Source organism: Metapseudomonas otitidis (genome assembly GCF_011397855.1).
Classification (GTDB): domain Bacteria; phylum Pseudomonadota; class Gammaproteobacteria; order Pseudomonadales; family Pseudomonadaceae; genus Metapseudomonas; species Metapseudomonas otitidis.
The window spans coordinates 2,045,047-2,059,072 of the sequence record NZ_AP022642.1 but is presented as its reverse complement, the minus strand read 5'-3'; the positions used below and the strand labels follow the sequence as shown (position 1 = coordinate 2,059,072).

Annotated in this window: 10 protein-coding genes; 4 read left to right on the top strand and 6 right to left on the bottom strand. The window is 67.0% G+C overall.

The annotated features are described in order from the left end of the window. The first annotated feature begins 9 nt into the window (after window positions 1-9). Complete coding sequence (locus tag PotMrB4_RS09610; protein ID WP_172433106.1) at window positions 10-393, top strand: DUF2589 domain-containing protein; 384 nt, start codon at window positions 10-12, stop codon at window positions 391-393. A gap of 28 nt (window positions 394-421) precedes the next feature. On the opposite strand, the gene nfuA is transcribed toward PotMrB4_RS09610, so the two are convergent. The 6 genes from nfuA to PotMrB4_RS09580 all read right to left on the bottom strand — a co-directional run bounded on the left by nfuA (window position 422) and on the right by PotMrB4_RS09580 (window position 8,725). Next, the gene (gene nfuA / locus PotMrB4_RS09605) at window positions 422-1,006 is read right to left on the bottom strand and encodes a Fe-S biogenesis protein NfuA (protein WP_172433105.1); all 585 of its coding nucleotides are present in this window, start codon (window positions 1,004-1,006) and stop codon (window positions 422-424) included. 147 nt (window positions 1,007-1,153) lie between these two features. After that, entirely contained in the window at window positions 1,154-3,430 is a 2,277-nt protein-coding gene (locus tag PotMrB4_RS09600; protein WP_172433104.1) for a fatty acid cis/trans isomerase, read from the bottom strand. Window positions 3,431-3,510: 80 nt separating this feature from the next. Continuing rightward, the gene (locus PotMrB4_RS09595) at window positions 3,511-5,661 is read right to left on the bottom strand and encodes an AAA family ATPase (RefSeq protein ID WP_172433103.1); all 2,151 of its coding nucleotides are present in this window, start codon (window positions 5,659-5,661) and stop codon (window positions 3,511-3,513) included. Beyond that, window positions 5,646-6,857, bottom strand: a complete 1,212-nt coding sequence (locus PotMrB4_RS09590; protein WP_172433102.1) for a hypothetical protein — start codon at window positions 6,855-6,857, stop codon at window positions 5,646-5,648. The genes PotMrB4_RS09595 and PotMrB4_RS09590 overlap by 16 nt, the downstream gene beginning before the upstream one ends. Before the next feature lie 114 nt (window positions 6,858-6,971). Continuing rightward, window positions 6,972-7,940 carry a hypothetical protein gene (locus PotMrB4_RS09585; RefSeq protein ID WP_172433101.1) on the bottom strand — a complete coding sequence of 323 codons (969 nt, stop codon included), beginning with the start codon at window positions 7,938-7,940 and terminating at the stop codon, window positions 6,972-6,974. 50 nt (window positions 7,941-7,990) lie between these two features. Then, the gene (locus PotMrB4_RS09580; protein ID WP_172433100.1) at window positions 7,991-8,725 is read right to left on the bottom strand and encodes a hypothetical protein; all 735 of its coding nucleotides are present in this window, start codon (window positions 8,723-8,725) and stop codon (window positions 7,991-7,993) included. Window positions 8,726-9,037: 312 nt separating this feature from the next. On the opposite strand from PotMrB4_RS09580, the gene PotMrB4_RS09575 reads away from it, so the two are divergent. The 3 genes from PotMrB4_RS09575 (at window position 9,038) to metH (ending at window position 13,972) form a co-directional block, all read left to right on the top strand. Further along, a complete protein-coding gene (locus PotMrB4_RS09575) occupies window positions 9,038-9,547 on the top strand; it encodes a hypothetical protein (protein ID WP_044401731.1) in 510 nt (169 codons plus the stop codon). Between the two features lie 12 nt (window positions 9,548-9,559). Next, window positions 9,560-10,033, top strand: coding sequence for a hypothetical protein (locus tag PotMrB4_RS09570; protein ID WP_044401729.1), 474 nt, complete (start codon window positions 9,560-9,562; stop codon window positions 10,031-10,033). Between the two features lie 216 nt (window positions 10,034-10,249). Then, window positions 10,250-13,972, top strand: coding sequence for a methionine synthase (gene metH, locus PotMrB4_RS09565; protein ID WP_172433099.1), 3,723 nt, complete (start codon window positions 10,250-10,252; stop codon window positions 13,970-13,972). Window positions 13,973-14,026 lie beyond the last annotated feature (54 nt).

Below are 14,026 nucleotides of genomic sequence, written 5' to 3'. Positions count from 1 at the left end.
CCCAGCACGATGTCGAAGCCGATAACCGACCCGCACGATGCCTCCACCGCCGCAGAAGCGTCGGCGCACGAACTTCCACTCCCGGGAATCGACCTGTCCAGCCCAACCTCGGGCCAGCCGGTCTGGGGGACGATCAACGCCCCGGTCGCGATGCCATCGCCTGACGTCAAAGGCAGCGACACAAGCCGGAAGTACGGCGTCGAATACAACATAGACGTACACGCCCGCCAGACACTGATGCCCGAAGGCCTGCAGCGTGTCCTGGACATCCTCGGCCAGACCATCGCCCCGCGCCCCGTCTCACCCGCTGGCGACAACCACGTCGGGCCCGACGAGTCAGCAGCCTCGGCGCCAACCGCCCCCAGTCCCGAAAACGAAAAAGGCAGCCCGTAGGCTGCCTCTCTCTGCTTCGCGCAACGCCTCAGTAGTAGGCGTTCTCGCGGTTGCTGTGGTCGGTGACGTCACGCACGCCCTTGAGCTCGGGGATGCGCTCCATCAGGGTCTTCTCGACACCGTCCTTCAGCGTCATGTCGACCATGCCGCAGCCCTGGCAGCCGCCGCCGAAACGCAGCACGGCGATGCCTTCCTCGACCACGTCCACCAGGCTCACCTGGCCGCCGTGGCTGGCCAGGCCGGGGTTGATCTCGGTCTGCAGGTAATAGTCGATGCGCTCGTTGAGCGGGCTGTCCTCTTTGACCATCGGCACCTTGGCATTCGGCGCCTTGATGGTCAGCTGGCCGCCCATGCGGTCGGTCGCATAGTCCACCACCGCGTCTTCGAGGAAGGGCTCACTGACGGCATCGATCCACGCCGTGAAGGACGCAAGGGCCAGGGGCGTATCCTCGGGCTTCTGCTCGCTGGGCTTGCAGTAGGCGATGCACGTCTCGGCGTACTGGGTGCCGGGCTGGGTGATGAAGATGCGGATACCGATGCCGGGGGTGTTCTGCTTCGACAGCAGGTCAGCCAGGTAATCCTGGGCTGCCTGGGTAATGGTGATGGCGCTCATGGCAACTCCTCGCGAACATGGCGCGCAGTGTACGCCAATCCGGTCCGACGGATAAAGTCCCAGTAATTTAGTAGGAATTATTCCCGATTAGCTCAGCCCAGGCTTCACGCAGCGCTCTTCCCGGTGGAAAAAGCGCTGCAGCGCGCCTCAGAGGTTCTGGTAGCGGTTCATGTCCAGCACGCCCGCCTCCACCGGCTCGGTCTCGCGGATGTAGGCCGACAGGTCGTGGAAGTAGAACCAGAACTGCGGGTGACTACGGCGGATGCCCCAGCGCTCCACCACCTTGTCGAAGGCTGCCGTGTCCTTCACCCGCCCCAGGGCGGTGACGAAGTCCGGCACCTCGTCGGCGCGCAAAGCGAAGATGAAGTTCGGGTAGCTGGTGAGCACGCCCGGGTAGATGGTCAGGGTGTCCAGGCCGGGCTGGTAGCGGAGCTCCTCGCCCATCATGAAGGCCACGTTGCTGTGGGCGCGGTTGCGCAGCACGCTGTAGACCTCGCGCTTGCCGTTGGGCAGCTCCACCCTCAGCAAGGTCGCCTCGGGCAACTGCTCGATCACCCGCAGCCCTGCCGCCGGGCGACTGACCAACTGGCTCAGCGCCTGCTCGGCGTCCTGCAGCGCCGGGTCGATGCCCGGGCGGTAGCAGTTCACCGTGCAGCGGTTGATCGGATCCGGCCGGGCATTGAGCCCCTCGAAGCGCTTGACCAGCTCAGCGGCAAAGGCGCCCTTGGCCCCCTCAACCGGCAGGAACAGCCCGGTCGGGGTGTCGTTGTCGATGGCCTCGTAATCCAGCCACATCTTCAATTTGCCGCTGTTCTGGTACCAGTCATCCAGCAACCCATCCCGCGATGCCGCCGGCATCAGGCGCAGGAAATTCACCTCCGCGCCATTGCGGATCAGGTCGAAATAGAGCCGGGTCTGCGCCTGGTGGGACACGTTGCCGAACACATCGAAGTTGACCACCAGCTGGTAGTAGGTGCGCTCCAGCAACGGGTAGTCCAACAACCACATCGTCTGCGGCACCTGACCGATCAGCCCCTTGCGCACCGATGCGCTGTCGAACTGCCGGTAGATCGACAGCAGCGCATTGTCATTGCCCGCCCAGAGGGTGCTCCAGGTGGGCGCCGGAGCCGCCGCATAGGCCTCCTGGCGCAGCTTCTCGTAGGCGTTGCGCTTGTCCCGGTAGCTCAGCCACAGCCCCAGCAGGTTGCCGATGTCGTCGAACTGCCCCGGCATCGCCAGCAGCGGCGTGGCCTGGCCACGGTAGGCGGCGTCGGTGACGTACAGGTCGTGCGCCGGGTCCTGGAACATCGCCCAGAAGTTGTCGCGGATCACGTCGGTGGCGATCTGCCCGCGGCATACCGGCCCGCGGATGAAGGTGCGAACGAAGTACTCCGCGTTGTCCAGCATGAACTGGTAGCGGGCCCGGGCCGGGATCGCCTCGAAGGTCTCGAACGGATTTGCCCGGCGCTGGGCGCCGTAGCCCGGCACCTTGTCGGTGTTCCAGTTGCTGGAGAAGAACAGCTCACGGACCCGCTTCATCTTCTCCGCGCTCAGCGGGTAGGTGATGTGGGTCTTGTGGACGATGGCCCCCTGGATCGGCCACATCCGGTAGTAGAAGGTGGTGCCCGGGTCATCGTTCGGCCGGCGGGTGGCGATGGGGTCGATGGGCTGGCCACTGGGCGTACGCGAGCGCACCAACTGGAAGAAGTGGCCGCTGCGCCCACCGTCGAAGTACAGGTGCGCCAGGAACAGGTGCTCGAACAACCAACGCCCCACCAGCACCTCGCGGGCACCGGGGGCATTGAGCAGCGCCTCCCACTGTGCCACCTGGGCCGCCTCGCTCGGCGTCGGCAGCGGTGCCTGCTCCTCCACCGGCGCCCCGGCCCCCAGCCAGCGCTGGAGAGTCTGGTATTCCTGCGCGTCCAGCCCGGTCACCGCGAAGGGCATGCCGGCATGGGCATAGCGCCGCGCGTAGTCGTCGAACTCGGCAGGCGTCGGGCACTGGTTCTGCCGGTTGATGCCGATGTCCAGGTCCTCCGGCAGCTTCGCATTGGGCGCCGGCGGGTTGCTGTGGCCCAACTCCAGCATGCGCGCCATCAGGGCAGCCTGGGGCCCCTGGCCGTTGAGCACCGAATAGAAATCCTTCTGCCGCCAGGCCGCCTCGCCGTGGGCATCGAAGTACAGCCGCGTGGTGGCCTGGGCCTGGGTCCGCGTGCCGTCGTAGACCGGCTGCTTGGTGGCCCCACGGGCAGCCCCCTCGGCGCTGCCCAGGTTCAACTGGCAGGGCGAGTCATAGCAGGCATGGCAGGCCACGCACTTCTTCTCGAAGATCGGCTGCACATCACGGGTGTAGGACACCGATGCAGCCTGCACCCCAGAGCCCGCGCAGAGCAGGAACACGAACGACAACAGGCGATGGCGCATGACCTCATCCTTGAACGAAGCGAAACGGAAAGCGGGGATTCTACCGGCCCCGTCTCCGTCGCGCAGTGACAAAGGCCCGGTCAGACGAGTTGCAGCGCCAATGCCTCGAACTCCTGCTCCAGCAGCACACGGGTTTCCGCCACATCGAACTGATGAGCCAGGAGCGGGACAGCGAAACCATAAGCCCCTGCCTCCCGCTGCAGCACATAGGCCAGCAACAGGCGCGAAAGCGAACGCTGCAACTCGTCCGCCTCGACCCGAACACCGCGCCCACGGAAGCGCTCCACCAGGTCCGCCAGGCGAACCGCACCGTTGCACGCAACCTGGTAGACCAGGATCCGGTCCAGCCGGCAGGCACGCTCGTCGTGGCTGAGCCGTCCCCAGCCGGCCAACGCGTCACGTACGGCCTGGGAAGAGATCGCCGCCTGCAGGTGCCGGCGTTCGATGGCCCGCTCACCCGGCTGCAAGCCTTCCAGGCATTCCTGGCAGAGAATCGCCACCAGGTTGGCCCGGCGCCCACTGGCCTCCACCAGGTCCTCGATGAGCGAATCGTTGGCAAACCCCAGCCGTAGCAGCTCCAGCGGCACCCGAGCCAGCTCCCGGCACGCCTCCACTTCCAGCGCGCCCACCGTCAGCACCTCGCCGAAGTTGCGCAGGGGCGACTGGTAGTCCAGCACGGCCGTGGCGTAGAGGTCCCAGAAGCCGGCGAGCATGAACCAGCAGCGCCCCTCCTCGCTCAGCGCCCGCAGGGTGGAAAGCTGCCCATACCCGTGCTGGGCCTCGTCCCGGAAGAACAGGTCCGCCTCGTCGATCAGCAGGAACAGCCGCTTGCCCACGCACTGCGCAGCCAGGTGCTCCACCACCTGCTCCAGCGCCGTTTCGGCAGGCAAGCCGAACTGCAACGCCAGGCGCGGCGCCAGGCGGTGATCACGCAGTGAAACGTAGTGGCAGGCCAGGTGAGGATGGTCCTGCAAGCGGCGCTGCACGGCCTTCAGCAGGCTGCTCTTGCCCAGTTGCCGGCCGCCCACCACCAGGTAATTGGCCGGCTCCCGGTTCAGCACGCGGGCCAGCATCTGCGCCCGACCGAAGAACGAGCCCGGGCGCACCACGCCCCCACGGGTCTGGTAGGGCGAGATGCGCGTCACCCGCAGCTGGGCCGCCAGCAGGCGCAGCAGCACCTCGATGGGTCGCGCCGCCAGCAACAGCTCGGTCTGGGCCGCCCCGTCCACCAGCACCAGCAGGTTGGCGGGATCGGCACAATGGTCCCGCAGGGCCTCGCCCGCCTCCTCGCGCACCACCAGCATCACGTCGAGCCCGGTCTGCTGGGCGCGCAGGTGCTGCAGCAGCAACTCGTCGGCCAGCCCCGGCTCCGGCAGGTAGACCAGGCAGCGGTCTATGGACACCGGCAACTCGCCCTTGAACAGCCACTCCCCCATCACCCCCGGGAGGCTCCAGCCGCTGCTCGGCCGGTACTCCGCCCCAAGGCGCAAGGCCAGGGCACCCAGGCGCTGCGAGGCCGTGCCCCGGGCATAGGTCAGGGCCTGGCGCCAGCGCCCGACATTGGTTCCGGCCGCCATCAACGTCGACTCACGGCGCCCCAGCAGGCCCAGCAGGCGATCCAGCCGAACCAGTTGCCCCACCGGCAAACGCAGCAGGCGGGACGGCCGCATCTGCACCGGCATCAACAGCGGATGGCGGAGCAGCAACAACAGCGTCGCAATAGCGAACAGCACACCGCAGGCGATCACCACCGCATGCAGGGTATCGATGATGGGGACGCGGGCCTTGTCCGCCTCCTGGCAGTTCAGGGGCAGATAGCCCTGGGGGAACGGCGGGTTGCCCGGTCGGCAACTGGACATGTTCAGTTGCCGGTCGAAGTCGAGGATCATCTGCGTGCCCGCCAGGGAGCCCATCTCGTCCTGGTCCACCACCTTCACCACCAGGCGATAGGGCGCAGGCGACTCGATGCGCACGCTGCTGCGATCCGCCGGAGGCAGGTAGGGCGTGATGTCCGCCGGCCAGTCCCCTTCGATCTGCTGGACGTCCATCAGCTTGCGGCGCACATCCATCACATCGCCCCAGACCCGGTCCATGGCAGTGATCGCCAGCACACGGCCCCGGCTGAACGGGTTGAGGTGGGGCGTCAGCACCAGGCTGCCCACGAACAGCGTGGCGAAGGCCACCAGCAGCAACCGGGCAGCGCCCGGGCGGCGGATCAGCGACCGGAACATGCGTCGATCACCTTCAGCCCGGCCTCGCGAATCACGCTGGAGCGCCAGCACAGGCGAGCCCCTGCCTCGGTCTCCCGGGCCGTGATCAGGTTGCTCCAGAACAGCCGCCGCAACTCGGCATCCGCCAGGTAAGGATGGGCCCGCCCCAGGTCATCGGCCTGCAAGCGCTCCTGCACGCGTGCCCTCGCCACAGCGTCCTCCACCAGCGGTACAAAGGCCTGCCAGAGCCGCTCGCTGCCCAGCAGTTGCCGGTGCAGGGATTCAGGCGAGGGCTCCAGCGCCTGGTCGACCAGGGCCTGCAGCCCCTCCTCCACCAGGGCCGGGTGCCCGCCCGTCACCTGCAGCAGCACGCCCAGCGCCGCCGGATCGAAGGCGCGGCCCGGCCAACGCTGCCGCGCCAGCGCATCCAGGTCGCCGTGGCCCAGCTCCGGCCAGTGCACCACCTGGGCGATGTTGAGCAACGACAGGTCACCGCTGCGGTACTTCAGGTCCGCCAGAGCCTCGCCACCGCAGAGCAGCAGGTGCAACTGGCCGCCATGCATCTCGCTGAGGCTGCGCAGGATGCCGGCGAGGGTCTCGCGCTGGGTCTCGGTGCCCTGCTCGAAACGGCTGACCAGGCAGAACAGCCGCTCGCCATCGAGCAGGCGGCGCTCCAGCGCGGCCTCGAATTCATAGTCGGAGCCCACATCGGCAAACCCGCACTGCCGGCCGATGGCTGCGAAATAGTCGGCGCTGGCGGTGCTGGTGCTGAATGGCGGCTGCACGTGCAACACCGCCGCCTCGCCGTACAGGGCCCGCGCCCGCGCCAGCAGGGCCTGGCGGAACGGCGGCTGCCCCCAGTGGGCCTGGGACAGGAGCATGAGGATGGGGAACGGCGCCAGGCGTCCCAGCCGCTCGAAAAGCACCTCGATGAAACCGGCGAAGGGGCCGCCCCCCGCTGCCTCTTGCTGCAGGGGAAACTCCAGCTCGAAACCCGCCGCCTCGAACAGGCGGTTGGTCTCGGCCTCGGTCAGGCGCAGGTAGCGCGCACACGCCAGAAGGCGATCACGGAACTTCGGGTTGGGCAGGGACAACCCGTTGCGCCAGTTGTTGACCGCCTCGCGGCTGAGGCCGATTTCGGTGGCGACACCGGCCGCGCTGGCGCGGATGCGCCGCATGTAGAGGGTGAGCAGCTGGGAAAACAACGGGTTCTGCATCGGACAATCCAGGTGAAACGCCCCACAGGGCGGAGCAGGAAAAGGCCCGCCAAAGGGCGGGCCAGAGAAAGCCAAGGGGATGGCAGGGGGCGGACCCACCCCCTGCGCTCAGGCTCAGCTGTAGCTGACACCCAGGTTGAGGGCGATGTGCTCGAGAGCCGCCTTTTCCTGCTTGCTGATCTTGCTGCCGAAACCAAGGAAGCCGCCGGAGGACGCGGCCACGGCCTTGCCCAGCGCCACCAGGGTCTCGCAGTAGATCCGCGCATCGTCAGCCGCGACGCGGGCCTGGAGGATCTCGCGGACGCGCACCAGCTCCGCCGAGTAGTCCATCGACGTGCTCACCAGTTCCTGCAACAGGGTTGGGGCGTTGCCGACGACGTTGGTGGCCACCCGCGAGAACAGCGGGCTGCCCGAACCGGCCAGGGCCACCAGTTGCTTCATGAAGGCCTCCACCTCCTTCTTGTCGAACTTGCCGTCGGAGGCCGCCACCAGCAGGAACACCAGCACCGGCGAACGGCACAGGGCATGGAATTCCTCGGCACTGAAGTCGGTATTTTCCTGCCCCGCAGACGCGGAGCTCTCGCCAGCCTGTTCGACGTAGTGGGCATTCCACAGCGCCCAGCCTTGCTCGTGGCGCTCCATGCCGCTGAAGAACACCTGGCCCAGCGCCTTCAACTCGTCCTTGGAGAAGCCCGCCCCCTCCGACACCTTGGGTTTGTGCACGGCGAAGCCCGAGGCGTGGCTGGCATTGCGGTAAGGCAGCAACCACTGGAAGCGCCGCCCACGGTCGGAGGCGAAGCGCACATCGGCGATCAGGCAATCGGTCTTGCCCGTGGGCAGGGTCACCATGCCGTCGCGGATGAACACCGCACCCAGGGTGTCGCCGTCCAGTTCGCTGATACGGGCCTCACCGACCTGCATGGCCTCTGCCGAGCTGCCCATGGCCAGGCGCACCATCCGCGAGCTCTGGTCCACCCCGAGGTAACCGACGATGGGGATGAGCATCTCCCCGTCCGAAACGCTCTGCACTGCATGACCGGCGAAGAATCCAGCCATCTCCATCACTTTTCTTGCGTGTTCCATCCGTTGGCGTCCTTGTTCGAGTCGGCGGCCCTGCGGCCACCTGAGGGGGGTCATTGCAGAGAGAAAGCACAGAGGCCGAGGGCCTCGGGCAGGATGTCCCGCACATCCTGCAGCACCTTGCCGTCCAGTGCATGAAGCAATAGCGAGGTGCCAGCATCAATCTGCAGGACCAGCGCCCGCCTTGTGAAGAGCAGGAAAAGGCTTTCGTGATCCATGTCGATAATCGAGCACGCCAGGCGCTCTTCGTCCGTCAGCGGCGGGTTGATGTAGCCCATGCCCAGGCTGGTGTAGGTCCGCACCAGGTTGTTCCAGACCAGCTTGGCCAGCGCCGGGTGGCCGGCCAGGCCGAAGTACTCGGTGCCTTCGAAGGTCGGGTTGGCGAGGACGATCTCACCGCCATCGGCCAGCGCGGCGATCAGCTCCAGATCCTGCGCCACCCGCTCCTCGATCATCCGCACGATGCGGGTGCCCTGGTAGCTGGCCGCCTCCGCTGCACCGGGGTTGCTGAGGTAGGCCCGCTGGTAGAAGTCCACCAGCATCGACACCTGGCCGTCGTCCGCGCGAGCCAGCCGGCAGGAGCTGAGGGTGCAATCCCGCCCCTTGCTGGCCAGGTCGGCGAAATCCACGGCGCACCAGGGCCGAAGCGAGGTGGGCAGGTCCTGGGCCTCGAGGCCGACCAGCTCCGCCTCGTGCAGGCGGCGGGACGGCATGCGGTCCGAAACGTAGTCGAAATCAGCGTTGACGATCACCAGCAATTGGCGGATCAGCTCGTTGCGCAGGTCCATGTGAGGCTCCCGTTTCCCTGGTTTGTTGGAAGAACGGGCCCAGTATTCCGCGCCCACCGGAGCGAGGCAGTCCCGGAGTTGTCAGGCCCGCATGGCGCCGGTTGACACGCCGTCAAGCGGCACCCTGCAGGCCGTCGCATCCGTGAACCGCGTCATTTTCCGTACACCGCGTCAGGCGTATCCTTCGCGCCACGCCGGACCATCAGGGACAGTCGGCGCAGCCACAGGGACGTCGACGGGCACCATGCCCGCTCGCCACCCGGCCGCACCCCGAGGGTCGCCACCCCATCGCATGCTCCACAGGAGATCGTCATGAAAGCCCTCGCCGGTGGCCTTGCCGCCCTGTTCCTCTGTGCCTGCACCCAGGCCGCCGATTGCGGTTTCGCGCCGCTCCCCCTCAGTGCCAGCGCCGCAGCGCCGAACGTCTTCGTCGGCAAGGGCCAGCACCTGGAGGTCAGCTTCACCAACGAGAACCCCGAGATCAAAGAGCCGGATGCCTTCCCCGAGCCCCCCGTGGTGCTGCGCGACACCGCCAGCGGCAAGGGCTGCAACATCGAGGACGGTGGCATCTGGGCCCGTGAACCCCTGTACCTGAGCCGTGACGAGAAGCGCCTGGTGACTTTCGAGTACAGCGGCTCCAACAGCGAACTGGTGGCCTACGACACCGCCACCTGCAAGGCCGTCCACCGCCTGGACGTCTCCGGCAAGCGCGCCGCCGTGGTGGGCGAGCAGCTGGTGCTGGGCAGCCAGTGCGACGGCGACTCGCTCGGCAGCTGCAAGAAACAGGCGCGCCAACCCGTCCAACCGTTCTGCAAACCCTGATAGGGAACGTCAATGAGCCTCGATACCTGCATCGTCAACGCCTGCACGGCCGCCTGGGATGAAAGCTTCATCGCCGGCACCAAGAACAAGAACAACTGCTCCGGCTTCCTCCAATCGGTTGCCGCCGCCCTCAACGTGCCGATCCCCGCCGGCAATGCCGACGCCATCATGTCCGGCCTGCCCCAGGCCAGCGGCTGGAAGGAGCTGAAGAGCGGCGCGGAAGCCGCGCAGAAGGCCTCCCAGGGCTGGTTCGTGATCGCCGGCCTGAAAGGCAGCGACCACAACCCAGCGCGCAACAACGGCCACGTCGCCGTGGTCATCGGCGGCACCCTGTACCGCGGCACCTACCCGCGCTGCTGGTGCGGCAGCATCGCCGGCCCGGTGGGCCAGAGCCAGGGCGTGCGTTCGGTCGGCGAGGTGTGGAACCGCACCGACCGCGACCTGGTGAAGTACTTCGTGTACGAAACCGTCAGCTGCGCCAAGTAAGCCCGCCACGCCGTGGATGATCCCCCCTCATCCACGGCGCCCGCCTTCCGGGCCGTTTCCGGCCATCCCCCGCTGTACCCCGCACACCTCGCCAGTCGCCCGTACACTGCCCGGCGCGAACATGAGCCACATTCATGTTCCAGGCGGCACAGGCCGTAAACCCTTCATCTTTGTTATGATCGGCGCCCTTTTTCCGCCCAGCCAGACAGGTCCCTCATGTCCAGCACGCTCACCGATCGTGGCGCACGCCTCAACGCCCTCCAGCAAGCCCTCAAGGAACGCATCCTGATCCTCGATGGCGGCATGGGCACCATGATCCAGAGCTACAAGCTGCAGGAGGAGGACTACCGCGGCGCGCGCTTCGCCGACTGGCCCAGCGACGTGAAGGGCAACAACGACCTGCTGCTGCTGAGCCAGCCGCAGGTGATCGCCGAGATCGAGCGCGCCTACCTGGATGCCGGCGCCGACATCCTCGAGACCAACACCTTCAACGCCACCCGCGTGTCCCAGGCCGACTACGGCATGGAAGCGCTGGTTTACGAACTGAACGTCGCCGGCGCCCGCGTGGCCCGCCAGGTGGCCGATGCCAAGACCCTGGAAACCCCGGAGCGCCCGCGCTTCGTCGCCGGCGTCCTCGGCCCCACCAGCCGTACCTGCTCCATCTCCCCGGACGTGAACAACCCCGGCTATCGCAACGTCACCTTCGACGAACTGGTGGAGAACTACACCGAGGCGACCCGTGGCCTGATCGAAGGCGGCGCCGACCTGATCCTGATCGAGACCATCTTCGACACCCTCAACGCCAAGGCGGCGATCTTTGCCGTGCAGCAGGTGTTCGAGGAAGACGGCGTCGAACTGCCGATCATGATCTCCGGCACCATCACCGACGCCTCCGGCCGCACCCTCTCCGGGCAGACCACCGAAGCGTTCTGGAACTCGGTGCGCCACGCCAGGCCGATCTCCGTGGGCCTGAACTGCGCCCTCGGCGCCAAGGAGCTGCGCCCCTACCTGGCGGAGCTGGCGGCCAAGGCCGAGACCCACGTCTCCGCCCACCCCAACGCCGGCCTGCCCAACGCCTTCGGCGAATACGACGAGACCCCGGCGGAAATGGCCGCCGTGGTGGAAGAGTTCGCCGCCAGCGGCCTGCTGAACATCGTCGGCGGCTGCTGCGGCACCACCCCGCCGCACATCCAGGCCATCGCCGAGGCCGTGGCCAAGCACAAGCCCCGTGCCCTGCCGGACATTCCCAAGGCCTGCCGCCTGTCGGGCCTGGAGCCCTTCACCATCGATCGCAACTCGCTGTTCGTGAACGTCGGCGAGCGCACCAACATCACCGGCAGCGCCAAGTTCGCCCGCCTGATCCGCGAGGAGAACTACACCGAAGCCCTCGAAGTCGCCCTGCAGCAGGTGGAAGCCGGCGCCCAGGTGATCGACATCAACATGGACGAGGGCATGCTCGACTCGAAGGCGGCCATGGTCACCTTCCTCAACCTGATCGCCGGCGAGCCCGACATCTCCCGCGTGCCGATCATGATCGACTCCTCCAAGTGGGAGGTGATCGAAGCCGGCCTCAAGTGCATCCAGGGCAAGGGCATCGTCAACTCCATCTCCATGAAGGAAGGCGTCGAGCAGTTCAAGCACCACGCCCGCCTGTGCAAGCGCTACGGCGCCGCCGTGGTGGTGATGGCCTTCGACGAGGTCGGCCAGGCCGACACCGCCGCGCGCAAGAAGGAAATCTGCAAGCGCAGCTACGACATCCTGGTCAATGAAGTGGGCTTCCCGCCGGAAGACATCATCTTCGACCCGAACATCTTCGCCGTCGCCACCGGCATCGAAGAGCACAACAACTACGCCGTCGACTTCATCGAGGCCTGCGCCTACATCCGCGACGAGCTGCCCCATGCGCTCTCCTCCGGCGGCGTCTCCAACGTCTCGTTCTCGTTCCGCGGCAACAACCCGGTGCGCGAGGCCATCCACTCGGTCTTCCTCTACCACGCCATCCGCAACGGCCTGACCATGGGCATCGTCAACGCCGGCCAGCTGGAGATCTACGACGAGATCCCCGCAGAGCTGCGCGAGAAGGTCGAGGACGTGGTGCTCAACCGTCACGAAGGCAGCACCGAGGCGCTGCTGGCCATCGCCGAAAACTACCGGGGCGGCGGCGCCGTCAAGGAAGCCGAAGACGAGGAATGGCGCAGCTACCCGGTGACCAAGCGCCTGGAGCACGCCCTGGTCAAGGGCATCACCGCCTTCATCGTCGAAGACACCGAGGAGTGCCGCCAGCAGTGCGCGCGCCCCATCGAAGTGATCGAAGGCCCGCTGATGGCCGGCATGAACGTGGTCGGCGACCTGTTCGGCGCCGGCAAGATGTTCCTGCCCCAGGTGGTCAAGTCCGCCCGCGTGATGAAGCAGGCCGTGGCCCACCTGATTCCCTTCATCGAAGCGGAGAAGGGCGACAAGCCCGAGGCCAAGGGCAAGATCCTCATGGCCACCGTGAAGGGCGACGTCCACGACATCGGCAAGAACATCGTCGGCGTCGTGCTTGGCTGCAACGGCTACGACATCGTCGACCTCGGCGTGATGGTGCCAGCGGAGAAGATCCTCCAGGTCGCCCGCGAGGAGAAGTGCGACATCATCGGCCTCTCCGGGCTGATCACCCCCTCCTTGGACGAGATGGTCCACGTCGCCCGCGAGATGCAGCGCCAGGGCTTCCAGCTGCCGCTGATGATCGGCGGCGCCACCACCTCCAAGGCCCACACGGCGGTGAAGATCGAGCCGCAGTACAGCAACGACGCCGTGGTCTACGTCACCGACGCCTCCCGCGCCGTGGGCGTGGCCACCAGCCTGCTGTCCAAGGAGCTCAAGCCCGAGTTCGTCGAGAAGACCCGCGTCGACTACGCCGAAGTCCGCGAACGCACCGCCAACCGCGCCGCCCGCACCGAGCGCCTGGCCTATGCCGACGCCATCGCCAACAAGCCGGCCTTCGACTGGACCGGCTACCGCGCGCCCAAGCCCAGCTTCACCGGCGTGCGCGTGCTGGAAGACATCGACCTGGCGGTGCTCGCCGAGTACATCGACTGGACGCCCTTCTTCATATCCTGGGACCTGGCCGGCAAGTACCCGCGCATCCTCACCGACGAAGTGGTGGGCGAAGCCGCCACCGCGCTGTTCGCCGACGCCCAGGCCATGCTGAAGTCGCTCATCGAGCAGAAACTGATCAAGGCCCGCGCGGTGTTCGGCTTCTGGCCCGCCAGCCAGGTCAACCACGACGACATCGAAGTGCGCGACGAGCAGGGCAAGCCGCTGGCCGTCCTGCACCACCTGCGCCAGCAGACCATCAAGCCCGATGGCAAGCCGAACCTCAGCCTGGCCGACTTCGTCGCACCGAAGGAAAGCGGCGTCACCGACTACGTCGGCGGCTTCATCACCACCGCCGGCATCGGCGCCGAGGAGCTGGCCAAGCAGTACGAAGCCAAGGGCGACGACTACAGCGCCATCATGGTCAAGGCCCTGGCCGATCGCCTGGCCGAAGCCTGCGCCGAATGGCTGCACGAGCGCGTGCGCAAGGAATACTGGGGCTACGCAGCCGATGAGCAGCTGGACAACGAAGCCCTGATCAAGGAGCAGTACAAGGGCATCCGCCCCGCCCCCGGCTACCCGGCCTGCCCGGACCACACCGAGAAAGCCACCCTGTTCCGCCTGCTGGACCCGACCGCCGACTTCGGCAAGCCCGGCCAGAGCGGCGTGTTCCTCACCGAGCACTTCGCCATGTTCCCGGCTGCCGCGGTGTCCGGCTGGTACTTCGCCCACCCCGAGGCGCAGTACTTCGCCGTCGGCAAGGTCGAGCGCGACCAGATCGAGCAGTACAGCAAGCGCAAGGGCCAGGAGCAGACGGTCAGCGAACGCTGGCTGGCGCCCAACCTGGGCTACGACAACTGAGCCACCGACAGGGCGCCCATGGGCGCCCTGTCTTCATTCCACCCTCCTCTCTTC